Consider the following 25,946-nt stretch of genomic DNA (forward strand, 5'->3'; position numbering starts at 1 on the left):
CTTAAAACTGTCCCTTCTTGAAAACATGCTCTTTTAATAGTAAATAGTGGTCCCACCATTCTTAAGGGATTTACCTAGAAAAAAGAGCGTTCCAAAACGCTCTTTTTCAATAATCTTAGATAGAGTCACCATTCCAGATTGAATTTTTAACAATGACATAATCTACAAATTTCAAACTTTCGACATCTTTGCCACCTGCATAAGAAATTGATGATTGTAAATCTTGTTGCATTTCAGTCAAAGTGTCTTGAAGATGCCCTTTAGTTGGAAGAAGAATTTTCTTACCTTCAACATTTTTGTGCTCACCCTTTTGGTATTCAGATGCTGAACCATAGTATTCTTTAAAGGTTTCACCATCAACGTCAACGGTTTTTCCTGGACTTTCAATGTGTCCGGCAAAGAGCGAACCAATCATAACCATGCTAGCTCCAAAACGAATTGATTTGGCGATATCACCGTGAGTTCTTACACCTCCATCTGCAATAATTGGCTTACGAGCCGCTTTTGAACACCAACGCAGCGCCGCTAATTGCCAGCCACCCGTACCAAAGCCAGTTTTAACTTTAGTGATGCACACTTTACCAGGACCAATACCGACTTTAGTAGCATCTGCACCAGCATTTTCCAATTCGCGAACGCCCTCAGGTGTTCCCACATTACCTGCGATAACAAATGTTTCAGGAAGTTCCGCTTTAATGTGTTTGATCATCTTGATAACACTATCAGCATGCCCATGGGCAATATCAATCGTGATAAATTCTGGCACATCATCTTTCAATGATGTTACAAAATCGTATTCGTATTCTTTAACACCAACTGAAATTGACGCAATCAACCCCTGATCGTGCATACGTTTGATAAATGGTTTACGGGCCGCTTCATCAAAACGGTGCATGATATAGAAATAACCACCTTTTGCTAATTGCTCAGCCACTTCTTCATCAATAATCGTCTGCATGTTAGCAGGAACGACAGGCATTTTGAAAGTATAGTTACCCAATTTGACAGTTGTATCAGCTTCAGAACGGCTATTGATGATACATTTATTAGGCACTAATTGAATATCTTCATAGTCAAAAACTGGTAAATCGCTAAACATAATCTCCTCATTTCTATTGCAGGCCAGGTCATAACAAGAAATGAAGCAAAGTGTTTACTTTTTTAGTCATTTTTCGTCAAAAAACCGTACATTTTCTCAAACCTACAACGCTTAAAAACTATAATGACCTTCCTATAACTACAAATTCGTAGCATCGCTAGGCAGTTTCTTGCCTTTCCTTTTTATATACTACTAAAGATATAAGTTTTTTACAATTTTTACTTTGTTTTATCAAATATAGTTCGTTTTTTACGAACTATATTCTTGGAGTTGTTTTTTCTTAATCTTAGCCATTGCAGACTTTTCTTGTAAATAGTAAAATAGACCCATGTTATATCCCGTAAAAATAATGGCTTTCTGGTCACAACAAACTGATAAAACCTTTCTTGAGTGGTTACAAGATTCTTTCCACCACCTCTTTGAACTTACTCTATCCAAGAACTTCATGGATCCGCAACAAATCAACTACATCGCCTTTGACAATAACAATCAGCTACTGCTTCATTCAGCAACTTTTGAAAGTTCACTTGAGATTCCAAAAAATTACATTGCTAATCCTTCCTTTATTTTACAATTAAGTCAACAGTTGACACAGTTTTATCAAAAATTGATAGCTTATCCAGATAACTACCCTCTAAAGTTGGTTTATTTTGATGAAAACGGTCAACCCATTTATGACAATAAGGGATTTGATGGCAATTTTTTTGCTTTTAGTCAAGGAACTGAACCTTTGGAAAATTGGATTCAAGATGAAATAAAAGATAATGCCAATCATCAGGTGAGTGTTATGATACCGTCGAGTTCATTTGACCAAATTCTCATTCAAGATTATCGAGGTTTATATGACCAAGAAGGGCATTTTCGTGGGACTTTCTCTCAAGTTATTGATCTCCACCCTCTTCTGGCAACCTATCTTGAGGAATCTGGTCAAGCCTTAGTGGGATGGTCAGATACCACCTCGGGTGCCTCTATTTCAAATCATTTATTTGATGACGATTATCATTCTTAAATACCTTCTTCGTTTATGATACCTTTGATAAACGATATATTAACGAGATGCTTTAACACATTTATTGCTTTTCAACGGACTATGGTATCTTTGTGGTCTTCTATCCACTATTTTTTGGAAATATGTTTTGGGTAAACTACTGGCTCGCACTCACAGCTTTTTGGAAATTTACTTCGAATCTTCAGAGAGACAGCCTAAACGCTCCTCATAAAAAACGAGACAGTTAAAAGTTCTGCCTCGTTTTTTTATTTTGCTATTTGATAACGTTTGTTGCAACGTCTTCGCCAAACCATTTCGTTGAAATGTCTTGGAATTTACCCTCTTTATACAATTTTTTGAACGCTCCGTTAACTTTCTTAACTAAGGTCTTATCTGCTTTACGTGCCCCCACTGCAAAGTCTTCACCTGTGAAGTCACCAGTTACAATATTATACTGGTCAATATCACCTTCCTCTTTAAGGTAATAGTTTGCATAGACACGGTCAATGAGGAGACCATCAATACGGTCATTTTTCAAATCAATCAGAGCTTGTGTAAATGTTTCATATTGAGTGGCATCACCATCTTTGACCAAATCTTTAAGTACTTTAGGATTAGCGGTAAAGGCTTCGTAACCAGATGACCCAGATTGCGCACCTAGAACCTTATCCTTCATATCTTTAAAATCCGTGATATGGTTAGACTTTTTAGACACCAGTACCTGTTCATTTTTCATGTAAGGATTAGTGAAAGCAACTTTTTCCTGACGTTCCTTGGTGATAGAGTAACCGTTCCAAATCATATCGATATTGCCATTTTCGAGTTCTGTTTCTTTCAAGTCCCAGTTAATAGCTTGCCATTTCACCTTGATACCATACTCTTTAAAAACAGCGTTGGCAAGGTCAATATCAAAACCAACATTTTGACCTGATTTATCTTCATACCCCATTGGTACAAATGTGTTATCAAAACCGATGGTAATGCTTTTTTTACTTTGATAGGTTTTCCAATTATCCTTTGTGGTAGTTTCTTTAGCCTTATTTGAACCACAAGCAACTAAAATAAAACTAGCAATAGCAAGTATTAAAACTGTTAAAAACTTCTTTGTCATATGTCTTCCCCTTTGTTATTTGGGATTGACCTTTAAAATATCATCAGCAATACTTTCAGCAAAGGCCATATCGTGCGTCACCACAATTTGGGTGATTCCCGTCTCGCGGTTCTGTAAAATCAAGTTCTCCACTTCTTTTCGAAGCTCAGGATCCAGGGCAGATGTTGGCTCGTCATAACCAATAATCTGTGGATCTATCATCATCGCACGTGCAAGGGCGACCCTTTGTTTTTGACCGCCTGATAGAGAATGGGGATACACCTCAACATGTTCCCCCAGACCTAAACGATTTAGCAAATCAATTGCTTTATCTTTAGCGACTTCTCGTGAGGTACCCATGGTTTTCATAGGTGACAATATTAAATTTTCCAAAACTGTCATATGCGGGAAAAGTTGAAAATCTTGAAATACAAATCCAAGCAAATTTTGCTCTTCAAGATGATCAATAGCAACTTCTTGACCATTGTAAACAATCTGACCTGAATCAACCTTTTCTAAACCAGCAAGCATACGTAGGAGTGTTGTTTTTCCGCCACCGGACGGACCTACCAAAGCTAAAATACGTCCTTGGGAAATGGTCAGATTAAAATTTTCAAAAATAACTTTTGAGCCATAAGCTTTAGAAATATTTTTTAATTCTAACATAAGGCTTCCTTTCTAATACGACCATGGGTCGATAGGCAATAAAACGTTGGCGCTTATCTAAAGACATGGATAACGTTATCGCTTAGCAAGTGTGAGCATCAAACACTTATAGCAACACTGGCATTTCAATGTGGGGTTTCCTCTTTAGAAACACTCTCTACTTACTGATAATAATTGAATTTTTTTTCAACTTGTTTAGAGATAATCGTAACTAAACCAATTAGAATAAGGTAGATAGCTCCTGCGATAAACATAGGTGCCAGAGTCGCATCGCGGTTAGCAGCTGTTTTACTTGCGAGCAACAAATCACCTACACCTAGAACATATACCAAAGAAGAATCTTTGACAAGATTAATAACTTCGTTAAAGACGCTTGGTAAAACAACTTTAAACACTTGAGGTAAGATAATGTAGCGAACCGTTTGGAATTGGCTAAATTTTAAGACCTTTGCAGCTTCGTATTGTCCTTTAGGAATGGCTTCAATTCCTCCGCGGAAGATTTCCGCAAAATAAGCAGCATAATTAAGAGTAAAAGCAAGAATGGCTGCTGGCATACGGTCCATGGTTACACCAACACTCGGTAACACGTAATAGAAAAAAATCAGCTGTAATAAAAGGGGGGTTCCGCGCATGATCCAAATATAGAGCGTGATGAGCCACTCTAACGGTTTTAACTTAACTTGCATCAAGAAAGCAAGTAGAGCTCCGATTGGAATTGATAATATCATAACAATAAAAAATACTTGCAAGGTAACCAGGGCGCCTTGCAGCAAGCTTGGTAATACCTCTGATATATAGGTCATATGTGACTCCAAAAAAAATTATTTCCGTATATTATATCAAAATTTTAGCTATTTTAGAAGAAATCGTTAAAAAATATAGCTTAAAATTTATCAAAAGCCATAAAAAATGCAAAAAGAAGCGATACAAAACTGTTCAGATTAATCACAGTTCTATATAACACTCCATTGCTAGAAAGATTGGGTAATTTAAAGATGCTAAATACTAGCAGAAAAACGGTTGTCAGTAGGTTATCTAAACCCCTTTGCCATATTTTTCTAAGTACCTTGATTACAGTTTTTTAACAAATTCTGATTTAAGTTTCATCGCTCCAAAGCCATCAACTTTACAGTCAATGTTATGATCACCTTCAACTAATCGAATGTTCTTAACTCGTGTGCCTTGTTTAATATCTTTTGGGGCACCTTTTACTTTAAGGTCTTTAATCACAGTAACTGTATCACCGTCTGCTAGACGCGTACCATTACTATCTTTAACGATCAATCCCTCTTCTTCCTCAGCCACTTCGCTTGGCGACCATTCATAAGCACACTCAGGACAAACTAATAACGTTCCATCCTCATAAACATACTCTGAGTTACATTTTGGACAATTTGGTAATGACATCATATCTCCTAAATAATAATAATTCTCTTTATTTTACTTTAGAATACTTGATTTGGCAAGCCTATATTGAATAAAAAAAGATGGAGCAATTCCATCTTTGGTTACGATTATTGATGTTTCAATCCTTCCACACTAGCAAGGATTTCATCCACGAGTGTCTGATCATCAAGACCAGTAACGTCAACGATAACGTCACGAAGTGATTTTTCAGATAACAACTGCTGGAGTTGGACACTTTGCTCATCATTGTCATCTTTATAGTTAAAGACAAATGCAACCGTTTTAAGAAGATTGTCGTATGATAACCCACGATCACGCAATTCACGAATTGGACGAATAAATCGCTCATCAAAACCAAGTTTACGGATTGGTGTGCGAGCTACACGGACAACATCATCAACAATATATGGATTTTCAAAACGGCTGATAATCACCTCATGATAGGCTTTCAAATCCGCTTCATCAAAGCCCCACTTAGCAATCAGCAACGAACGAATTTCACCAAGGACAGCTTCCAGTTGTGCTTTAACATCAGCATTTTGGAGGGCTTCAAGAATCGTTTTGGCACCGTAGTATGCCCCTGTGTAAGCTGATGTGGCATGACCTGAGTTAACAGAGAACAATTTACGTTCAATAAATGGTTCCAAGTCTTCTTCATAGTGCACGCCTTCCAATTTTAAGGCGGTATTCTTCATACGGCTTGTTTCCACTACCCACTCGCTAAATGGTTCTACGACAACAAAAAGTGGGTCCTCGTGATTTTGAGCTGGTACAATGCGATCAACAGCCGCATTTGGGAACCCAACGTACTCTTCAATATAAGCCAACTCTTCGTCTGAAAGGTATTTTTTGACTTCTTCGTATAAAAATTGTGAACCACCAATCATATTTTCACAAGCTAAAACATCAATAGGTTGTGTGTTTCCAGCTTCTTTACGAACTTTCAATCCATTCGCAATTAATTCTGCGATAAATGGTAAGATATTTGGTCCAATGGCTGTTGTAATCAAATCTGCTTCCGCAACTGCTGCCACTACATCAGCTGGATTTTTTGAGTTGTTAATACCTGAAACATTTGAAATGCTAATGTGACGCTTACCATCTTCAGCAATTTCAATATCATAACCATGACGATCATTCAGAGCGTCGATAATCCTTTCGTTAACATCTACAAAGTCAATCGAAAAGTCATTGGCGAATAAAATATCACCAATAAAGCCTCGACCAATATTTCCGGCACCAAAATGTACTGCTTTTTTCATCCTATCCTCCTTTTAGGCAACACTGTTCAACAAACGGATAACTTCTTCTTCTGTTTGAGCATCTGCTAATTTTACCACATTATTAACATCTGCGCAGAAGATAGAAATTTTCTGAATCATATCCAAGTGCTCGTCTCCAATTCCTGCAATACCAAACAAAACTGTTGCGGTTTGTGGGCTTTCGTCCGTTCCAAAATTAACACCTTTAGGTACTTGAACAACAGTGATACCAGATTTCAAAACTTCTTTTTTGGCATTATCTGTGCCATGTGGAATCGCAATAAAATTGCCCATGTAAACAGATAATTCTTCATTACGCGTAATCATGGCATCTACATATGATGGATTAACATAACCTCCATCTTTGAGAAGATTACCACAATAGCGAATGGCCTCTTCCTTGTTATCAAACGATTGATTTAACTTAATGAGTTCTTTTTCGAATTGCATATTAATTCTCCATTTTTTTGATATTTTCTGTGAAAATTTGGTTAAGCAACTGATAGATAATAGCCTTATTACCAGTTTTGTAAATCTCTGTATAGAGATGATTTTCAATAATTGATTGACCAATTGCTGTCATCAACTCCCTAACAGTTTCACTTTCGGAAATGCCCGTCAGCATGACTAATACTCTTGTAATCACTTCGGGCTCTCCATTCATCGAAATAGCTGTTACAGGTTGTTCCAAATCACAAACATAAAAGCCTGATTGTTTGACACTACTTGACTGTGTATGAAGCAGCATTAAGCCCGTTTCGGGAACGGCCATGGGACTTTGCTCAAAGCGTTGGATTAACTTTGCCGATAAATAATCATAATCAGCAATTCCTGGTAAGACGCTAACGACGGTCGCCACTGCCTCTTCGAAAGCTCCAACATTAGCGACTTGATAGACATTAAAATGTTGTAATAAAGACTGGCTGACTACCAGATAATCTTGAACATCAAAGCTAGCCTCAATTGGCAAGTCATCACGAACAACTACCTCACGATTTTCTTGCACACCCTGCAAGAAATCCTGAAGAGCAAGAAGTTCCTTCCCGTCAGGATAAATCGGAATAAAATAGAAATCTTCTGTAGTCGGTTGTGTTGTTAAAACAGCATCATACTGCTGAATGGCGGTTACCTCAATCTGACTCGGTGAGGTAACACTTAGCCGTTCTATAAAAGGTGCCAAATGTTTAATCCGAGTCACTAAGAGCTCTCTAGCCAAGGGTCTTTCATCTGTCAATAACAAGAGACGAATAGGATAGATATCAGGACTTCTTCTTAAACTAGAAGCAAAATGTAAGGTAATCAGTTCGTATTCATTCTCTGTCTGTAAGTATGGTGGGAAAATGTCTTTAACCAACAGACTGACAACGCGATGCAGATAGGAACTGTGTTTCAAAGCACTATGCGCAATAGCATTCTGACTAGACTCACCAAACATTTCTGGAACAGCTAAACTTAACCGAATATGATTAAAAAGAAATTTAAACAAAACCTGATCTTTCGCAAAGTTAATTTTTGTGTAAAGAGATACTTTATCAATTAAATTCGAGATATTGTAGTAAAACTCACTATCCATCTGCTCTTGAAAAAGCGGAATGGGTTGTCGTTTAATGACAAATTCATCCAAACGTTGAGCAAAATATAAAATTTCTTGTAAGTTAAAAAACTGACCAGATTGTTTGGCATAATCATTAAAAAGTGATCGGGTTAAATCAAGAGCTTCTCGACTAACAGGTCGACTTTGTAGGTCCAGCTGATTAGCATTAGCCAAACTCAATAAAACAATCAGAAAGTGCCCCATAATAGTGTCACATTCAGGAAGTTGCTCACTAATTTGTTCAAAAAGTTTTTTTGCAATCTTAAACTGCTTCACATTAAACCACGTCAGTTTTACTTGCTCTAACTTACCAAAGTCAGAAACAGCCTGACTTCGTGTTAAAATAACAGCTGCTAACCATCTTTTTAATCCTTTATCTCCTTCAAGGGAATAACCTCCCTGGCGATGCAGGCGGAGTTCAAACACCTTGAAACGTTCTTCAATGATAGCAATATCTTGGATGATTGTCACATTACTCACTAAAAAGACTTCTTGTAACCATTCATTGGTTAAAGGCTTGCTTTCCATTAATAAAGAGAGGGAAATTTGAGAAAGTCTTTCTCTCTGAGAATACATCTTTTGGTACTGGTAATGCTTTAGTTGATCTAACTCACCAGATAAGTAATATTTCCCAGACTCTCTTAATACCCCGATTTGATGAGTATGTAAACTCTCGGTAAGATCAGCAATCGTCCGATAGGTGGTCCGTTTTGACACTTGTAAAATCTCTGTTAGTTGATTGACGGAAAGCTTCCCATATTTCAGGAAAGCTTTCAGCAATTGTTCTTCTCGTTTTGTCAATAGCATAAACTTATTATACTACTTTTCTATTCTTGCTTTCAATGCCACTATTAGACAGTAACTTCCAAATGACATGATGGAGTTTTCATTTAATTATTTATTCATTCTAGCGACCATTTTGTCATATTCTGGTGTGGTAACAAGACTATCAACGACAAGAAGTTGAGCATTTGGTGCAGCTGATTGGACATCAGTTTGATTAGCAATTGTGGTGACGACAAGAATATTTTTGGCATTAAAACGGTCAAGTTCGACAAAAGCTGCTTTTGATACTGGAATACCAATATTTTGATGCTTAAAGATGGCTTCAAGAGTCGCTTGACCCATTGTTGCTGAACCTTCGGCTTTTCCATAAGCAAATACGACTTCGTCAATTTGGTTCAAATCAACCTTTTCATCTGTTGTAACAGCTTGAGTCTCTTCTATTGGAACAGTCGCTGTTTCTTCTTCTACTAATAGAGATACAATTTCATCATATTTTGGTGTGGCCAAGAAATTATCCACTGAAACGTGTGCGGCACGTGGTGTCCGTTGATAAGCGCGTGCTGCTAACTCTTCTTGAGTCACAATCAAGGTGCGGTCAACATCTGTTAGGTTTGAAATGGCTTTATTAGTAACAGGAATATTAAGACCAGCTTTTTTCACCTTATCACGCAGAATAGAGGCTCCCATAGCTGAACTTCCCATACCAGCATCGCAAGCGAAGATAATTTGATCAATAGAGGTTGCAGAAATATCTTCTGTGATTGGGGCTGATTCTGTTGACGTTGATTGACCTTTTGCTTGAGCTTTCGCCGCGGCTGTCGCTGCTTGAGCTTGGGCCAAATCGTCGCCTGTTGATTTATCAGTTTTAAGGATAATGGATGCTACAAGAAATGATGCTACTGTCGCGGCAAGAACACCTGCAAGAACAACCAAGTGTGGTCCAAATCCTTTAGGTGCCATAGCCATAATAGCGATGATTGACCCTGGTGATGACGGTGACGTTAGACCTGCCCCAAGAAGTTGGAAGGTAAAGGTACCAGTCACACCACCTGCGATTGCTGCTAAGAACATAGCGGGTTTCATCATGACATATGGGAAGTAGATTTCGTGAATACCACCAAGGAAGTGAATGATAGTTGCTCCCCATGAAGAAGCTTTTGCTGAACCTTTACCAAAGATACCATAAGCAAGGAGAATACCAAGACCAGGTCCAGGGTTGGCTTCAAGTAAGTAAAGAATTGATTTACCAGTAGCTGCTGCTTGTTCAGTACCCAGTGGGGTAAAGATGCCATGATTAAGAGCATTATTTAAGAAGAGAACTTTAGCAGGTTCAATAATCAAGTTGGCAATCGGTAAGAGTTTAGCATCAACAATAGCTTGAACACCATCACCAACCCAACCCGTCAATGTGGCAACAACTGGACCAATGGCAAAGAAGGCAATAAGGACAAGACCAAAGCCGATTAAGCCAGCTGAGAAGTTGTTAACCAACATTTCAAATCCAGTTGGAATTTTTGATTGGAATTTTTCATCGAACTTTTTGATTAGCCAACCACCGAGTGGTCCCATAATCATAGCCCCAATAAACATTGGCACTGTGGAACCAGCGATAGCACCAAACGTAGCAATGGCACCAACAACACCTCCACGTTGGGCATAGACGTTGTAACCACCAGTATAACCAATAAGAATGGGAAGCAAGTAAGTCAACATTGGACCTACAATGGTGGCTAATTTTTCGTTTGGTAAGTAACCTGCTTCAATAAAAAGTGCTGTGATTACTCCCCACGCAATAAATGCCCCAATATTGGGCATGACCATATTAGAAAGTGTTGTTCCAAGTTTTTGGATTTTCACTTTTAATGATGATTGTTGTTCCATGAGAACGCCTCCTATTTTTTTTACATATTCATGATATCATTAAAGCGCTTTCTACAACACTCAAACTTTGACACAATTTTTGTGCCAAAAAAGATGCCTGACCTTTGCCTGACATCTTCTCTTTATATTCAAAACTTACTCAACAGTAACGGCTTTAGCAAGGTTACGTGGTTTGTCAACGTCAAGACCACGTTGAAGTGATGCGTAGTAAGCAATCAACTGAGTTGGAATTACCATACCAATGGTTGCTAAGAATGGATGAACTTTATTGACAATAATATCATCCCCATCACGTTCTAATCCTTCTTCTACAACTGTCAAGACATTGGCACCACGAGCAGCTACTTCTTGGATATTACCACGTGTATGAGCGGCTACCAATTCGCTTGAAGAAATCAAACCGATAACTGGAGTCCCATCTTCAATCAATGAAATGGTACCGTGTTTTAATTCACCTGCGGCAAATCCTTCACATTGGATGTATGAAATTTCTTTCAATTTAAGAGATGCTTCCATAGCAACATAGTAGTCATTACCACGGCCAATATAGAAGGCATTACGTGTTGTAGCTAATAACGTCTCAACTTTATCAGCAATCATATCTTTCTCAGAAAGTGTTGCTTCGATAGATTGTGCAACTAATGATAACTCATGCACTAAGTCAAATTCAAGTGCTTCTGTCTTACCATTAGCTTCACCGACCGCTTTTGCCAAGAAAGCAAGCGCAGCTACTTGAGCTGTATAGGCTTTTGTTGACGCAACGGCAATTTCAGGTCCAGCATGAAGAAGCATTGTATAGGTTGCTTCACGTGAAAGCGTAGAACCTGGAACATTGGTTACTGTCAAACTTGGTATTCCCATTTCATTGGCTTTTACAAGCACTTGACGGCTATCGGCTGTTTCACCTGATTGGCTAAGTAAAATAAACATTGGTTTCTCACTAAGCAGTGGCATATTATACCCCCACTCAGAGGCAACACCAAGCTCCACAGGTGTATCAGTTAATTTTTCAAGCATTGCTTTTGAAGCAAAACCAGCATTGTATGATGTTCCAGCAGCAAGAATGTAGATACGATCAGCTTCCTGAACAGATTTAACGATCGCTGGATCGATGTTCATATTTCCTTCGCTGTCAGCGTATGTAGAAATCAATTTACGCATAACAGTTGGTTGCTCATCAATTTCTTTGAGCATGTAGAATGGGTAAGTCCCTTTACCAATGTCTGAAAGGTCAAGCTCTGCTGTATACGAATCACGATCAATTTGATTACCTTCGTAATCAGTAACAGTTGCTGAATCTTTTGTCAAAATAACCAATTCTTTATCATGGATTTCCATAAATTCAGATGTTTCACGAATCATGGCCATTGCATCTGAACAGACCATATTGTAATCATCACCCAAACCAATCAAAAGTGGTGACTTGTTTTTTGCGACATAGATAGTATCTGTATCTTTAGAATCAACCAGTGCAAAAGCATAAGAACCTTCGATGATTGATAAAGCTTTCTTAAAGGCTTCTAAGACAGACAAACCGTCCTCGACAAGTCGACCAATCAAGTGTACCGCAATCTCCGTATCTGTTTGACCTTTTAAGTCATGACCAGAAAGGTACTCTTCTTTTATTTGAAGGTAGTTTTCAATAACACCATTGTGAACCAAAACAAAACGTCCACTTGCTGATGTATGTGGGTGAGCATTATCTTCAGTTGCCTGACCATGAGTAGCCCAACGTGTATGACCAATACCAGTATTTCCAGCAACATCAATACCAATTTTAGCACGAAGATCTGCAATACGACCAACTGATTTGACAAGGCTAGAATGCTCACCATTGGCAACATAAATACCTGCTGAATCATAACCACGGTACTCTAACTTTTCAAGACCTTGCATCAAGATATCTGTTGCATTACGATTTCCTACAACACCAACAATTCCACACATAAATTTTCTTGTAGTTATCTCAAATAGATAACCACTCCTCCTTTTTTATTTCTAAATTGGTATAGTCATTTATACCTCAAAAATAAGACATTGCTAGTATATAATGATATTTAAATTATGTCAACACAAAAATTGGTATAGTCATATTTCTTAAAATAAAAAACCATAGGTAGTCTATGATTTTTTAATAACTATTGATTCTCTAGAAAACCAAACGCATCAAATGGGTACAACTTAAATGTCAATACTCCCTTGATTTGAGATTGGTCAATCAATCCAAATTGACGACTGTCTTGCTCATCACGGCGGTTATCATTTAAGACAAGGAAATGACCTTTACCAATCTTATCTTTTGATGACTTAGTAATGGTTTGCAAGTTAAAATCCTTTGTGAAATTCACTTGATGGTTAGTTTGAGCTAGATAAGCAGCCTTTAGATTTTCAATATAGGGTTCTGGTTTAACAAGGCCATTAATATAAAGCACATCGTCCATAGATGTCACAGTATCACCACCTTCAGCAATGACACGACTAATATACTTTTTGCCATCAATCACATAAACGACAAAGTCATCTGGCTTAGGTTTTTCTTGCTTATTATATACTAAAACATCATTAGCTTTTAAGAAATTATTTTCATTTTTTTCGCTTATCTTGATGGTAGAAATGTAAAACCTACCAATAAAAAAAAGGACTAGTGTTAAAATAATTGCTAAAATAATATTTCGAATTAAATCACGTTTTACCATACTTAACTTCTCCTTGCTTTGAAAACTATTATACCATTTTTCAAAACATAAAAAAAGTAGAGCAACCTTAAGACTAATGTCATTAAGACTACTCTACTTAAATCGAAAGATAATTTCTTATTGAACTGTGCGGATACGCATTGTGTTAGTGCCACCTGAACCAACTGGCACACCAGCAACGATGACAATGTTATCTCCTGATTGAACAAGACCTGTTTCAAGAGCAACTTTTTCAGCTAATACAAACATATCATCAGTTGAACCTGGTTTTGAAGTTACAACTGGGATAACACCCCAATACATCATCAATGAACGTTGTACTTTTTCATCGAAAGTAACTGCCAAGATGTCTGCATCCGGACGGAATTTAGAAATGGCACGTGCAGTATTACCTGATTCTGTGATTGTAACAACAAGCTTGATGTCCATTGAATGTGAAGCATCCTTAACCGCTGAAGCAACAGCATCCGTTTTATTAGTACGTGGGAATGATGATGAATCTAAACGACCATATTCGTTAAGAAGACCTTGTGCATTTTTATCAATGGTAGCCATTGTTTTAACAGCTTCAACTGGGTATTTACCATTTGCTGACTCACCTGAAAGCATTGTTGCGTCAGTACCATCGATAACAGCGTTGAAGACATCAGATACTTCTGAACGAGTTGCACGTGGTTTATCAGTCATTGTTTCAAGCATATTTGTTGCTGTGATAACTGCTTTACCTGCTGCATTAACTTTAGTGATGATCATTTTTTGGAATACAGGAACCATTTCAAATGGAACTTCGATACCCATATCACCACGAGCAATCATGATACCATCAGCTGCTTCGATGATTTCATCAATATTGTCAATACCTTGTTGGTTTTCAATTTTGGCAAATAATTGAACATGTTCATTGCCAGTTTCTTTACAGATAGCACGAACTTCTTCAACATCTTTAGCTGTACGAACAAATGAGATAGCAATAAAGTTAAGACCTTGTTCAAGACCAAAACGAATATCTGCATTATCGCGTTCTGCAAGAGCAGGGAAAGGAATTTTGGTATTAGGGATGTTAACACCTTTTTGCTTAGCAATAACACCGTCATTTTCAACTTCAACGATAAATTCACGTTTTGCAATATCTTTTTCAAGAACACGCAAACCAAGTTTTCCATCATCGATAAGAATAGTATTACCAACTGAAACTTCATCGTAAATGTCGAGGGCACCTGCTACGTTCAATGCAATAACATCACGAGTTGATTTTTGACCTTGAACAGTAGCAACACGAATTTTTTCACCTGTTGTGTACGCAAATTCTTTATCATCACCTTCAAATAGTTCTGTACGCATTTCTGGACCTTTTGTGTCAAGAAGGAAACCAACTTTTTGGCGTGCCAATTCTTCAGCACGACGTACAGTAGCCATACGAGCACCTTGCTCTTCATGATCACCATGTGAGAAGTTGAAACGGAAAACGTTAGCTCCTGCTTCGATCAACTCAGCAATTTTAGCTGCAGACGTTTCAACATCTAGTTGCTCACCCCAATACCCATCGTCTCCGAAACGCTTACCGCCACGGATTTCAACCGCTGGACCAAGTGTTGCAACGATTTTTACACGTTTATTCATCATGATATATAAAAACTCCCTTTATTTTTTGTCGATTATCGACGACTAACTAAACTTAACTAACGACTTTTTAGTTTGCTAAATCTTTGTTCAATTTAGCAAAATCCAAGCGTGCTTTATGTGGGTTGTTAACCACAATTTTGTCACCTTCAAGTGTAAATAAAGCACCTTCTTCAGCCGTTCCAAGAATTGGACTTTCAACTAACTCTTCTTTGTGGATACCTACGGCAACTCCGCCACGACCTTCTTTTAGAAGTGCTACGGCACGAGCACCCATCCATGAAGCGAGAACACGGTCACGAGCAGTTGGTGCTCCCCCACGGAGCAAGTGTCCTAGGTTGGTGACACGAAGGTCAGAATCATCTCCTGCTTCTTTCAATTTAGCAGCAAATGCTTCACCACTCATCACACCTTCAGCAAGAACAATGATGTGGTGTTTTTTGTTTCGGCTATAGCCTTGCTTGATTTTAGCAACAACATCATCAATATCGTAGTCTTCTTCAGGAATAATAATTTGATCGGCACCCGAAGCGATACCAGACCAAAGGGCGATGTCCCCAGCATTGCGACCCATGACCTCAACAACGAAAGTACGGTCGTGTGACGCAGACGTATCACGAATACGGTCAAGTGCTTCAGTAGCTGTGCTTACAGCTGTATCAAACCCAATGGTATAGTCTGTACCAACGATATCATTATCAATGGTTCCTGGAACACCAACTGCTGGGAAGCCATGTTCTGTCAAGCGCATAGCTCCGTGATAAGATCCATCACCACCAATAACAACGACACCTTCAATACCGTGTTTTTTTAATTGTTCAATACCTTTTAATTGACCTTCAAGACCCGCAAATTCAGGATAGCGAGCTGATTGAAGGAAGGTACCACCATTAGAAAGAATATTAGCAACTGTTCCAGCTTCAAGTTGGAAAATATCTCCGTCGACCATTCCAGCATAACCGCGGTTAATGCCGAAAACTTCCATTCCTTCTGTGATTGCCTTACGAGCTACTGCACGAACAGCAGCATTCATACCAGGAGCGTCACCACCACTAGTTAAAACAGCAATACGTTTCATTTTGTACGTTACTCCTTTACATTTTTAACTTCTCCATTATAGCATATTCACCCTTGAAACGGGAGGATTTCTACCATAATTTAGCGAAAAACCGTTTTCATGACATATGGTTTTAAATCTGCATCTAAAGTTTGTGATTTTTCAACAAAATAGGTCTTACTTTGAATGGTTTCATGGCTGTCTTGATAGTGAATCACTACTGGAATATTACCCGAATGCTCTTTCAAAATTCTCGCAATAATCAAATCGTGATCATGGTTTCGAACTTGAATCCAATATTTTTCCGTACTTGCTATTTCAAGTTGATTTAAAATCAGTTGAATGCGGCCATCACGCTCTTGCGTACGACCAGTGAAATAGTAAATCCCTTCTTCTTTTAACTGACTTGACAAATAATGATAAGTTTCTGGAAATACGGTGACGTCCGTCTGTTGCTCAGTATCTGTTACTCTCAAAAATGCCATTTGCTGACCACTTGATTTTGTTCTAATGATTTTGATAGATACAATTTGACCCAAGATAGTTACATTTCGATTAGGTGTCAAATGCGCTATTCTATCTATGGAACGAACATTGTTGGTCATCAATTCTTTCAAAGGATGTGGACTGAGACCAATACCTAATATGGCAACTTCCTGACGATACTTTTCAGCATTGGAATAGTCAGCTTCTTCTACCCAATGATAAGATGATTCGGCAAAAAGACTTCCAAGTTCTTGCACAAAGAGAATTAAATTGTCTAAATTTGCTTCAATTTTATGACGGTTTTTCTCAAATTGATCAAATAAACCAACTTGTATAAGGGGGAGCACTATTTCTGACTTTTGAAAATTCTCTGGTAAGCGTGTTAAGAAATCTTCAACGCCCTGAAAAGGCCTATTTTGGGTAATCCAATAAGCTAATTCTCTTGGTAGCCCTTTAATATTTTTTAACCCTAAGTAAATTTTACCTTTTGAAATGTTATCCTTATAAGGAATATGATTGATTGATAACTTAGATAGGGTGAAACCTGAAGTCAAAGCATCGTTTAAATAATCACTACTCGAATAATTGAGCATGATATCATAAAAAATGGAAGGATAGTGAGCTTTGAAGTAAGCCAGTTGAAAAGCTAAGGCTGAGTATGCAAAGGCATGACTTCTGTTAAATCCGTAACCTGCAAACTTAGCCATCATTTCAAATAGGCGTTTGGCTGTTTCTGAATTTCTGCCTAATTCCTTGGCTCCTGCTAAAAAATCAGCTTCCATCTTGTTCATTTCAGCAGCATTTTTCTTAGACATGGCTCGACGCAGCATATCCGCTTTACCAAGTGTAAACCCCGAAAAGACTTGAGCAATTTGCATGACCTGTTCTTGATAGAGCATGATACCAAAAGTTGGCTCTAAAATCGGTGCTACTACGGGATCAATTAAATCAATGGTTTCCTTGCCATATTTTCGCGAAATGAAATTATCGATATAATCACTTGCACCCGGTCGGTTTAGACTTGTTGTTGCAACAATCTCTTCAAAACGAGCTGGTTTAATACGTTTTAAAAGGTTAATGGCACCTGCTTGCTCAAATTGAAAAATACCTTTAGTCCGTCCAGCTGCAAATAGTTTCAAGGTTTCCTGATCTTCTAAATCAATATCTTCAATAACAATTTGTTCTCCTAGTTCAGAAGCTACCTTCTCTTTCATTTTTTGAACAAAAGTCAAATTGCGTAAGCCAAGAAAATCCATTTTTAGCAAACCGTTAGCTTCTACAGCATCAGCATCATATTGAGTGATCAGCATCTCTTCACCAGATTTTAATGGAATATGATCTGTTAATAAATCATCACTCATCACCACACCAGCAGCATGAATTGAAGTCTGACGCGGTTTTCCCTCGATTCTTTTAGCAATCTCAAAGGCTCTTTGATACTCAGCTTTACTATTGATAATCTGTCTGAAAGACATGTTTTTATCGTAAACACTAGTCAAATTATCGCGAAATGAAATTTTCTTCGTCATATTGGTGAGCTCATACTCCGCAGCTCCAAAACGTTTGAAAACATCTCGAATAGCTTGTTTGGCGCCAAAGGTCGAAAAAGTTACAATTTGAGCAGCATGTTTAGATCCATAACGGTCACGAACGTAATGTAGGAATTCACTGCGGTATATATCCGGTAAGTCGATATCAATATCTGGCATGCTATACCGTTCAGCATTTAAAAAACGTTCAAAGAGTAAGTCATTCTTGACGGGATCAATGCCAGTGATGGAAAGAGCATAGGCAACCAAACTTCCGGCCGCTGACCCTCGTCCCATTCCCATATAATAACCTTGTTGACGTCCAAAGGCTAGTAAATCCCAAACAATCAAAAAGTAATCGTCAAACCCCATCTCATGAATGATAGACAATTCTTTTTCTAGTCTCTCACGGTAGATTGGTGACGTTAGCCCCTTTTCTTTCAAGCCTAAAAACGTACGCTCTCTCAACTCAACATGAGCATCTTTGTCACGATTAAAACGAGGTAACTTTAAATCAGTATCAAACGTATAGGAAATACCTTTGATGATTTCTGTTAATCGCGCTATTATCCCAGGAAAACGACTTTCAAACGCTTCCTCCATTTGCTTTGCATCAGACAAAATAGAAGGCTGGGAACTGATAGTGACTTCTTTCAAAGAGACATTTTCTTTAATGGCTTCAAGCATTTGAAGGGTTTCTTTATCCGCTGAGTCAAAAGCAGTGACTTGATGAAGCGGAAGAATTGGTTTATTAAAGGATTGGATGGGAGTATCTAAACCAACGCCGATCGTGAATGGTAGCGGAATATCTAAAGCATCGATCCCCTCATAATAAGGAATAATAAGCAGAATACTGTCAAAATAGGGTAATAAATCCTCAAATCGTCGATTGCCTGACATAGTCTCAGTTGATAATTTCATCAGGTTTCTGTAGCCTTCCGAATTTAGAGCAACTAAGCGGCATTCTATCTGATTATCTTGATACAGTAGGTTTGTTGAAAGCCCAACAATTGGTTGAATCCCTGCTGATTTAGATTTTTGAATAAAATGATAGGCAGCATATAAATTATCCCTATCCATAATCCCTAAACTCAAGTAACCAAGTTCTTTTCCTCGAGAAATATAGGTATCTATATCTATGAGACTCTCCATAAAGCTATAGACCGTTTTTGTCTCTAATGGCACAAACATTTACTTCTCCCAAAATTCCTATCAAGCCTTAATATCAAAAAAGAACCCCTTTACCATTACTGATAAAGGGGACATTATGGAGCCGGTGGGAGTCGAACCCACGTCCAAACACCTGCCATCATATTCGTCTACAACTATAGGTTATGCCTTCATTTAACTCAGTATCGACACATAACTCAACCCTATACTAAGCGAGTCTATCAATCTCTTTTTAAGCAGCTAGACAATACTTAAACGTAGCTTGCTAAAATAAGACTTGACCTGAAACACAAGCAATTCCAAGTAAGTCACACCCGCTGTTTTTTAGGCAGCTAAAGCGTAAGAAGTGTTATTTTTTGCAGTTATATTTAACTGACGTTTTACATCCGCACGATGAGTCGCAGAATATGCCACATAATGCCTGTCGAATCCGTAACGACCCCAAACAAAAGTGATAACAATAGTATATCAAATCTGGTTTCAAATAGCAAAAAAAATTCCGTTGTGGTATGATTAAGCTATGGAAATGAACTATAGCAAGCGCTACCGATTATTACAAAAAATAATTAGAGGCATCGGATTTCTCTGTTTGATTGCAACAGGTATTCTAATCCTCTGGCTGTATCATATTGGTATATTAAATGATACTAATGTCCTAAAGACGGTTATTCAGCAACACAACATTATAGGACCTCTTATTTTTATTGGTATCCAAATCATCCAAGTCGTCTTTCCAGTTATTCCTGGCGGCTTAACTACCGTGGTAGGATTTTGGGTCTTTGGATGGTGGCAAGGTTTTATATACAATTATCTTGGCATTATCATTGGAAGTGTTATTCTATTTCTTTTAGTGAAACGCTTTGGTAGAAAATTTATTCTCCTTTTCGTCAAAGAAGATAGCTTTTTCAAATACGAACGAAAATTAGAGAGTAAACACTTCGAAAATCTCTTTATATTAAGTATGGTGGCCCCAGTATCCCCTGCTGATATGATGGTTATGATTACTGCCCTCACTAGTATGAGCTTGAAGCGCTTCACTATAATCATTCTTATTGCCAAACCATTCTCTATTATCGGCTACAGTGCTTTATGGATTTACGGTGGAGACTGGGCTAAAAAATTTCTGTAAACTGTTCGCAAGTCTTTGACTGCCGAATAGTTTTTTTGTCTCATAATATTATGTTTTACCTAAAGATATGCTATAATACTCATAATTAATCAAAAAGGAATACATATGATTTTCAAAAAAATTTTACCAGTAGCAACCTTAAGTTTAGCCCTCATTAGTCTTTCAGCATGTTCAACAAACAAAGACACTAATCCTAATGCAAAGAAAAAAGAACTAACCACTATACAATCAAAATCAGAACCTAGACAAGATCCACAAGTGCGCTTAAAGTTCAACGATATTAAAACAGCAACTGCTGCCAATGACTTTAAGGGGGGGACATCACTTGAACAAGTAAAAGCTTTGTATGGTGAACCAAAATCGCACACTACAAAACCTGCCGGAGATGTAACATTAGATGTTTATACCTGGGAAATTGATGGCGCCACAATTAGTGTACAATTATTTGAAGATAGCACTATTGCCAGAGCCATTTCAAATTTCGCCTTTGAACGTAAACAAACCATTACAAAGAAAATCTACGATAACAAATTACCTAATGACTTAACATTCACAGAAGTCACTGAGATTCTCGGGCAACCTGATGTCATGTCTCAAGCTGTCTCGTCCGATGGCGAACAACTGCAAGCTCTATGGTCAAGTAATTTAAAAGGAAAAGACAATACTCGACAAATTGAATTGATCTTTAAAAACGGGAAGCTCAGTAAGAAATCGCAACATGGATTAGAATAAAAATAGTCGCTTAAGTTCTGCTGACTGACGAGAGCATGATCAATTTTCCTATCAAGTGGTGATCGTTTTAAGTTGTGTCACTTGACATGTCAGGACTGCTTTTTCATGGTTATCCAGTTACCTCTTTAGCATGACTATATCGCTTTCTTTCTGACATATTGATAAAAGTGATGACGATTTCTTCACTCAGGTAACGCTTAAACGAATGCTTTTTTATCCAAAGATTTTTAAGCAGTCCTATCGACTTCGCCTACCTTTTCCATTTTAATCTTTTTTATCTATTCACTCCAGTTGCTAGGCCCTTTGTGGCTATTTGTCAACTGTAGTGGATAACGAGTTACGAGAGAGGACCAGATTGGTCTTCTTTTTTTTATTATTGATAGCGATTAAACTCCGTTTTTTGAAGTTGTCATCTTCCTAAAGTCAAAAACATTTCGCTTAATGACTTTGGTGAAATTATTGGTAGCTTCCAGCTTAGCTCTTGAATACGACAAACCAACGTATTTTCAATCTCGCTCCTAATCGTTAACAGCCACATATTGAAAACAGTCTAAAAAAGTAGCTTGATACTAACTAGTTGTTTCTCAATCGAGTCAAAAAAGTAATCTGACTGTTTTTTTGGAAGTAACAGAGCAGGGACTGATAGAGTCGGTAGCGTTTTCCAAGTTCATCAGAGTAGGTTAAAAAGCGTTTGACAAACTTCTGATTGGATCAAAGTTGAACAGTAAAAACGCTTTTTAGTCTACGACTGTCCTGATACCTCAACTTCCAATAGGGCTTTAAAGTCTTATATTCTTAGGAATAGCAGTCTCAACTATCAAACACCGATGATTAAGCGCTTAAACGGTTAACAAAAAACACTTTATAAAAATTGTACAGAAAAGGGTTGCCTTTTCAAGTCCCTAAACTAAATGACTATTATGACCTTTACCAGTTACTTCTCTTTCACCTACAAGAGAAGAATACGGAACAATTCTTTGGCTGCATTCATGAGGCTTTGCCTCACGTCAATCATACCTTTGAAACAGCTCTAGATACCTTTATTCGCTATCAAGATGGGATTACTAATGCCATTGAATTGCCTTATTCTAATGCTAAGTTAGAAGCCACTAACAAACTGATCAAAGTCATTAAGCGCAATGCTTTCGGTTTTCGGGACTTTAACAACTTCAAAAAACGGTTTTTTCTCGCTTTGAACGTATCAAAAGAGAAGACCAAACTGGTCCTCTCTCGGTGTTAGCTGTAAGTCAACCCACTACAGTTGACAAAGAGTCAAAAAAGAGAGAAACCATCTGATTCTCTCTCGTACTTAATGATAAGGCACTCACTACAGTTGATAAAGAGCCTATATATAACGGTTTTTTAGCTATTCTAATCCACCTTGAGGGAATCGAACCCCCATCTCAAGAACCGGAATCTTACGTGATATCCATTACACTAAAGGTGGAGAACTTGAGTCAGGATATAACTCAAGTTAACAAAAAGCTTGCTCAGCAAGCCTCTTGTTTTTTAATTACAATTCAATGTCACCAAATAGGTCAGCCATTGAGAAACCAGTTTGAGTTTCTGGCAATTCGTAATCGCGTTTAGCTTCACGTCTTGGACGACGTGGGCGAGATTGACGTTTTTCACTGTTATCACCTTCAGCTTGTGCTGGACGCTCTTCAAGAGCTTTAATTGAAAGTGATACACGTTCTGCTGAAGAATCAACTTCAAGAACTTTAACAGTCACATCTTGACCTACTGAAAGAACATCTTTTGGATTTTCAACACGTTTGTGTGAAATTTGCGAGATGTGGACAAGTCCGTCAATACCTGGGAGTACTTCTACGAAAGCACCGAAATCTGTAAGACGTTTAACTTTACCTTCGATAACATCACCTTTAGCCAATTTTTGGTCAACACCATCCCATGGTCCAGGTGTAGTAGCTTTAAGTGAAAGTGAAATACGTCCAGCTTCTTCATCAATCGAAAGAACTTTAACTTCTACTTCTTCACCAACTGACACAACAGATTTAGGTGATACGTTACGTTCATGTGACAATTCAGTTACGTGGACAAGTCCATCAACACCACCAAGGTCAATGAAAGCACCGAAGCTTGTCAAACGAGCAACTTTACCAGTCACTACTGAACCTTCTTCAATTTTAGAGAAGATTTCTTTACGTGCTTCTGCAGCTTCTGCTTCAACAACGTCACGACGTGACAAGATGAAACGGTTTTCTGATGGGTCAACTTCTTTGATTTTTGCATCAAATTCTTGACCTACAAATTGCTCAGTATTACGTACGAAACGAGTGTCAATCATTGAAGCTGGGATAAATCCACGAAGACCTTCAAATTCTACTGAAAGGCCACCTTTAACGGCACGAGTGCCTTTAACTGTAACAACTTCATCTTCACGTCCAACAAGTTTGTCCCAAGCTTTGCGAGCTTCCAAGCGTTTTTTAGATACCAAGTAAGTTACTGTATCAGTGTCTTTCCCTACCACTTGACGAAGAACAAGTACTTCAATTGTTTCGTCAGCTTTAACAAGGTCGTTAATATCTGCATCGCGGTCATTTGTCAATTCACGAAGAGTAAGAACGGCTTCAACACCTGTACCTTCGATGACAAGGTTTGCTTGATCGTTATCAACTGTTAAAACTTCTGCAGTGACAACGTCACCAGGGTTAACTTCGCTAACACTGTTTAGCAAATCTTCAAATTCATTCATTCTAAAAAATCCTCCAACAAAAATCAGCCAATTCTGATTTTTGATACCAATATATTTTCTCAAGGTAACTCGCAAGGGCACAACTGATCGCTAAGACAATTAGGCTTTGCCACATACCATGACTGGGGTAGCTGGATTCGAACCAACGCATGAGGGAGTCAAAGTCCCTTGCCTTACCGCTTGGCTATACCCCAAAGAATGGAGAGAGAGGGATTCGAACCCCCGAACCCGAAGGAGCGGATTTACAGTCCGCCGCGTTTAGCCACTTCGCTATCTCTCCAAACAACAAAAACTATTCTACCATAGTTTTTGTTTAGCTGCAAGAGGTTTATCCACTTTTAATTGTTTAAATTATAATTAGCAATAACGACTTGAACAGCACTGTCTAACGTTTTATGGAATTCTGTCACTGTTTCTTTTTCTACGATGGCAAAGCGATTGTCTAATTCAGCAATTTCACCAATCATTTTTTTGCCAACTTGTAGCTGGTAACCAGATACTTTTTGCTTATTTACCGTAATTTGTGCGTCGCTCACTTGAATTTCAATTTTTTTATCTTTTTTACTCATTTTGTCATGACATAGTTCTAAGCCTATCAGCATAAAACTACATTTTCTCCTTATCTTACTAGAAAGTATTTTACCGAAAAACCAAAAAGCTTGCAAGGGTGTAGACAGACAGTTGACGAAAATGTCAATGTTGGGTAATTTTCTGTTAGCCTTTTAAGTTGATTTAGGAAATAAAATCGCTTAGAAAAGGTATTAAATCAGCAGTTCTAAACGTTTTTTCTAGTCAATCTTACAGTTCCAATTTTCTATGTGCAGAAGTTTACAGGACTAGAAGCTTACTTTTTAACAATCAACTTTGACAATCCATCCTTCTGGTGCTTCAACATCGCCAAACTGAATGCCAACAAGCTCATCATATAATTGACGAGTTACTGGACCTACTTCTGTCTCACTGTAAAAGACATGTAGTTTATCTTGATACTGAATACCGCCAATTGGAGATATGACTGCAGCTGTTCCACAGGCCCCCGCTTCTACAAATCGATCTAGTTGATCAATGGGCACGTCTCCTTCAACCGTTTTCATTCCCAGACGAGTTTCAGCTAATTCTAGTAATGAATACTTTGTGATGGATGGCAAAATAGAGGGACTCAATGGTGTGACAAATTCGTTATCTGCTGTAATACCAAAAAAGTTTGCAGCTCCAACTTCTTCAATTTTTGAGTGTGTGGCTGGGTCAAGGTAGATAACGTCAGAAAATCCTGCTGCCTTAGCTTTTTTACCCGGTAGGAGACTAGCGGCATAATTACCACCAACTTTAGCTGCTCCTGTTCCATAAGGAGCAGCACGGTCAAAGTCTTCGGATACAATAAAATTCGTTGGTGTAAGTCCACCTTTAAAGTAGGCCCCTACTGGCATTGCAAACACGGTGAAAATATACTCCTGTGCAGGATAAACACCAATAACATCACCGATCCCGATGATCAATGGACGTAAATAAAGGGTGCCTCCTGTTCCATAAGGAGGAACATACTCATGATTTGCTTTCACGACGGCTTTACAAGCCTCAATAAATTTATCAGTAGGTACTTGTGGCATCAATAGACGTTTTGCAGTATTTTGTAAACGTTCTGCATTTTTATCAGGGCGGAACAATTGAATACTACCGTCCTTAGTGCGATAAGCTTTCAACCCTTCAAAAGCTTGTTGCCCATAGTTGATAGCTGGTGAACTTTCTGGAATGCTCAATGTTGCTTTTTCTGTTAATTCACCATCATCCCATTTTCCATCTTTAAAATGAGAAATATAACGATAGGGTAATTTGTGATATGAAAATCCTAGGTTTTCCCAATCTAATTCTACAACCATAAGTAACCTCTTTTCTTTAAAAGTTGTTGTCTAGTATAGCTCATTTTTTTGATGTTTTCAATACTTTTTTGTAAAATTCTGACAATTTCGAGAAAAAGAAGAATCTGGAAAAATCCAGACTCTTTTTAACATCATCTATTAGTTATCGTCTACACGTCATT

The 25,946-nt window shown here is 38.0% G+C and carries 20 protein-coding genes, 3 tRNA genes, 1 other RNA gene and 2 pseudogenes; 4 read left to right on the top strand and 22 right to left on the bottom strand.

Annotated elements, in window-relative coordinates; translation table 11 throughout:
- Window positions 1–115: 115 nt before the first annotated feature.
- Window positions 116–1,099: a GMP reductase gene (gene guaC, locus A2G56_RS02745; protein WP_062708703.1), complete on the bottom strand. Its 984-nt coding sequence runs from the start codon at window positions 1,097–1,099 to the stop codon at window positions 116–118.
- Between the two features lie 328 nt (window positions 1,100–1,427).
- Here guaC and A2G56_RS02750 point away from each other — a divergent pair, with 328 nt between their 5' ends.
- Window positions 1,428–2,108, top strand: a complete 681-nt coding sequence (locus tag A2G56_RS02750) for a hypothetical protein (RefSeq protein ID WP_157761189.1) — start codon at window positions 1,428–1,430, stop codon at window positions 2,106–2,108.
- Window positions 2,109–2,361: 253 nt separating this feature from the next.
- Here A2G56_RS02750 and A2G56_RS02755 read toward each other — a convergent pair whose 3' ends face one another.
- The 14 genes from A2G56_RS02755 to ssrA all read right to left on the bottom strand — a co-directional run bounded on the left by A2G56_RS02755 (window position 2,362) and on the right by ssrA (window position 19,774).
- Window positions 2,362–3,198, bottom strand: coding sequence for an amino acid ABC transporter substrate-binding protein (locus A2G56_RS02755; protein WP_062708711.1), 837 nt, complete (start codon window positions 3,196–3,198; stop codon window positions 2,362–2,364).
- 15 nt (window positions 3,199–3,213) lie between these two features.
- Entirely contained in the window at window positions 3,214–3,843 is a 630-nt protein-coding gene (locus A2G56_RS02760; RefSeq protein ID WP_062708714.1) for an amino acid ABC transporter ATP-binding protein, read from the bottom strand.
- Between the two features lie 161 nt (window positions 3,844–4,004).
- A complete protein-coding gene (locus tag A2G56_RS02765) occupies window positions 4,005–4,646 on the bottom strand; it encodes an amino acid ABC transporter permease (RefSeq protein ID WP_062708718.1) in 642 nt (213 codons plus the stop codon).
- 268 nt (window positions 4,647–4,914) lie between these two features.
- Complete coding sequence (locus A2G56_RS02770) at window positions 4,915–5,250, bottom strand: zinc ribbon domain-containing protein YjdM (RefSeq protein ID WP_062708720.1); 336 nt, start codon at window positions 5,248–5,250, stop codon at window positions 4,915–4,917.
- A gap of 107 nt (window positions 5,251–5,357) precedes the next feature.
- A complete protein-coding gene (locus tag A2G56_RS02775) occupies window positions 5,358–6,512 on the bottom strand; it encodes a mannitol-1-phosphate 5-dehydrogenase (protein WP_062708722.1) in 1,155 nt (384 codons plus the stop codon).
- A gap of 12 nt (window positions 6,513–6,524) precedes the next feature.
- Entirely contained in the window at window positions 6,525–6,962 is a 438-nt protein-coding gene (locus tag A2G56_RS02780; protein ID WP_062708725.1) for a PTS mannitol transporter subunit IIA, read from the bottom strand.
- Window position 6,963: 1 nt separating this feature from the next.
- Window positions 6,964–8,913: a BglG family transcription antiterminator gene (locus tag A2G56_RS02785; RefSeq protein ID WP_062708729.1), complete on the bottom strand. Its 1,950-nt coding sequence runs from the start codon at window positions 8,911–8,913 to the stop codon at window positions 6,964–6,966.
- 87 nt (window positions 8,914–9,000) lie between these two features.
- On the bottom strand, window positions 9,001–10,773 hold the full coding sequence (locus tag A2G56_RS02790) for a PTS mannitol transporter subunit IIBC (RefSeq protein WP_062708732.1): 1,773 nt from the start codon (window positions 10,771–10,773) through the stop codon (window positions 9,001–9,003).
- 135 nt (window positions 10,774–10,908) lie between these two features.
- The gene (gene glmS, locus A2G56_RS02795; protein ID WP_062708735.1) at window positions 10,909–12,720 is read right to left on the bottom strand and encodes a glutamine--fructose-6-phosphate transaminase (isomerizing); all 1,812 of its coding nucleotides are present in this window, start codon (window positions 12,718–12,720) and stop codon (window positions 10,909–10,911) included.
- A gap of 191 nt (window positions 12,721–12,911) precedes the next feature.
- Window positions 12,912–13,469 carry a signal peptidase I gene (gene lepB / locus A2G56_RS02800; RefSeq protein WP_062708739.1) on the bottom strand — a complete coding sequence of 186 codons (558 nt, stop codon included), beginning with the start codon at window positions 13,467–13,469 and terminating at the stop codon, window positions 12,912–12,914.
- A gap of 117 nt (window positions 13,470–13,586) precedes the next feature.
- On the bottom strand, window positions 13,587–15,089 hold the full coding sequence (pyk, locus tag A2G56_RS02805) for a pyruvate kinase (RefSeq protein WP_062712391.1): 1,503 nt from the start codon (window positions 15,087–15,089) through the stop codon (window positions 13,587–13,589).
- 70 nt (window positions 15,090–15,159) lie between these two features.
- Window positions 15,160–16,167, bottom strand: coding sequence for a 6-phosphofructokinase (gene pfkA, locus A2G56_RS02810; protein ID WP_062708741.1), 1,008 nt, complete (start codon window positions 16,165–16,167; stop codon window positions 15,160–15,162).
- An 80-nt stretch (window positions 16,168–16,247) separates the two neighbouring features.
- The gene (locus A2G56_RS02815; protein ID WP_062708744.1) at window positions 16,248–19,352 is read right to left on the bottom strand and encodes a DNA polymerase III subunit alpha; all 3,105 of its coding nucleotides are present in this window, start codon (window positions 19,350–19,352) and stop codon (window positions 16,248–16,250) included.
- A 74-nt stretch (window positions 19,353–19,426) separates the two neighbouring features.
- Window positions 19,427–19,774, bottom strand: a transfer-messenger RNA (tmRNA) gene (gene ssrA, locus A2G56_RS02820).
- Between the two features lie 77 nt (window positions 19,775–19,851).
- Between ssrA and A2G56_RS02825 the strand changes: the two genes are divergently transcribed.
- Both A2G56_RS02825 and A2G56_RS02830 read left to right on the top strand, forming a co-directional pair.
- On the top strand, window positions 19,852–20,460 hold the full coding sequence (locus A2G56_RS02825) for a TVP38/TMEM64 family protein (protein ID WP_062708747.1): 609 nt from the start codon (window positions 19,852–19,854) through the stop codon (window positions 20,458–20,460).
- Between the two features lie 105 nt (window positions 20,461–20,565).
- Complete coding sequence (locus tag A2G56_RS02830) at window positions 20,566–21,192, top strand: DUF3862 domain-containing protein (RefSeq protein ID WP_062708748.1); 627 nt, start codon at window positions 20,566–20,568, stop codon at window positions 21,190–21,192.
- Window positions 21,193–21,501: 309 nt separating this feature from the next.
- On the opposite strand, the pseudogene A2G56_RS11135 reads toward A2G56_RS02830, so the two are convergent.
- Window positions 21,502–21,888: pseudogene (locus tag A2G56_RS11135) on the bottom strand (transposase); the annotation flags it as partial.
- A 202-nt stretch (window positions 21,889–22,090) separates the two neighbouring features.
- Between A2G56_RS11135 and A2G56_RS02835 the strand changes: the two are divergent.
- Window positions 22,091–22,432, top strand: a pseudogene (locus A2G56_RS02835) (transposase); the annotation flags it as partial.
- Window positions 22,433–22,567: 135 nt separating this feature from the next.
- Here the strand turns inward: A2G56_RS02835 and A2G56_RS02840 are convergent.
- The 6 genes from A2G56_RS02840 to A2G56_RS02865 form a co-directional block, all read right to left on the bottom strand.
- Window positions 22,568–22,639, bottom strand: a tRNA-Arg gene (locus A2G56_RS02840).
- Window positions 22,640–22,705: 66 nt separating this feature from the next.
- A complete protein-coding gene (gene rpsA, locus A2G56_RS02845) occupies window positions 22,706–23,908 on the bottom strand; it encodes a 30S ribosomal protein S1 (protein ID WP_062708756.1) in 1,203 nt (400 codons plus the stop codon).
- Between the two features lie 122 nt (window positions 23,909–24,030).
- Window positions 24,031–24,102: transfer RNA gene (locus tag A2G56_RS02850), tRNA-Gln, on the bottom strand.
- A 5-nt stretch (window positions 24,103–24,107) separates the two neighbouring features.
- Window positions 24,108–24,188 (bottom strand) — tRNA-Tyr (locus A2G56_RS02855).
- Between the two features lie 58 nt (window positions 24,189–24,246).
- Window positions 24,247–24,477: a DUF2969 domain-containing protein gene (locus A2G56_RS02860; protein ID WP_062712394.1), complete on the bottom strand. Its 231-nt coding sequence runs from the start codon at window positions 24,475–24,477 to the stop codon at window positions 24,247–24,249.
- A 282-nt stretch (window positions 24,478–24,759) separates the two neighbouring features.
- Complete coding sequence (locus A2G56_RS02865; protein ID WP_062708758.1) at window positions 24,760–25,785, bottom strand: branched-chain amino acid aminotransferase; 1,026 nt, start codon at window positions 25,783–25,785, stop codon at window positions 24,760–24,762.
- Window positions 25,786–25,946: the final 161 nt, after the last annotated feature.

The organism is Streptococcus halotolerans (assembly GCF_001598035.1).
GTDB lineage: Bacteria > Bacillota > Bacilli > Lactobacillales > Streptococcaceae > Streptococcus > Streptococcus halotolerans.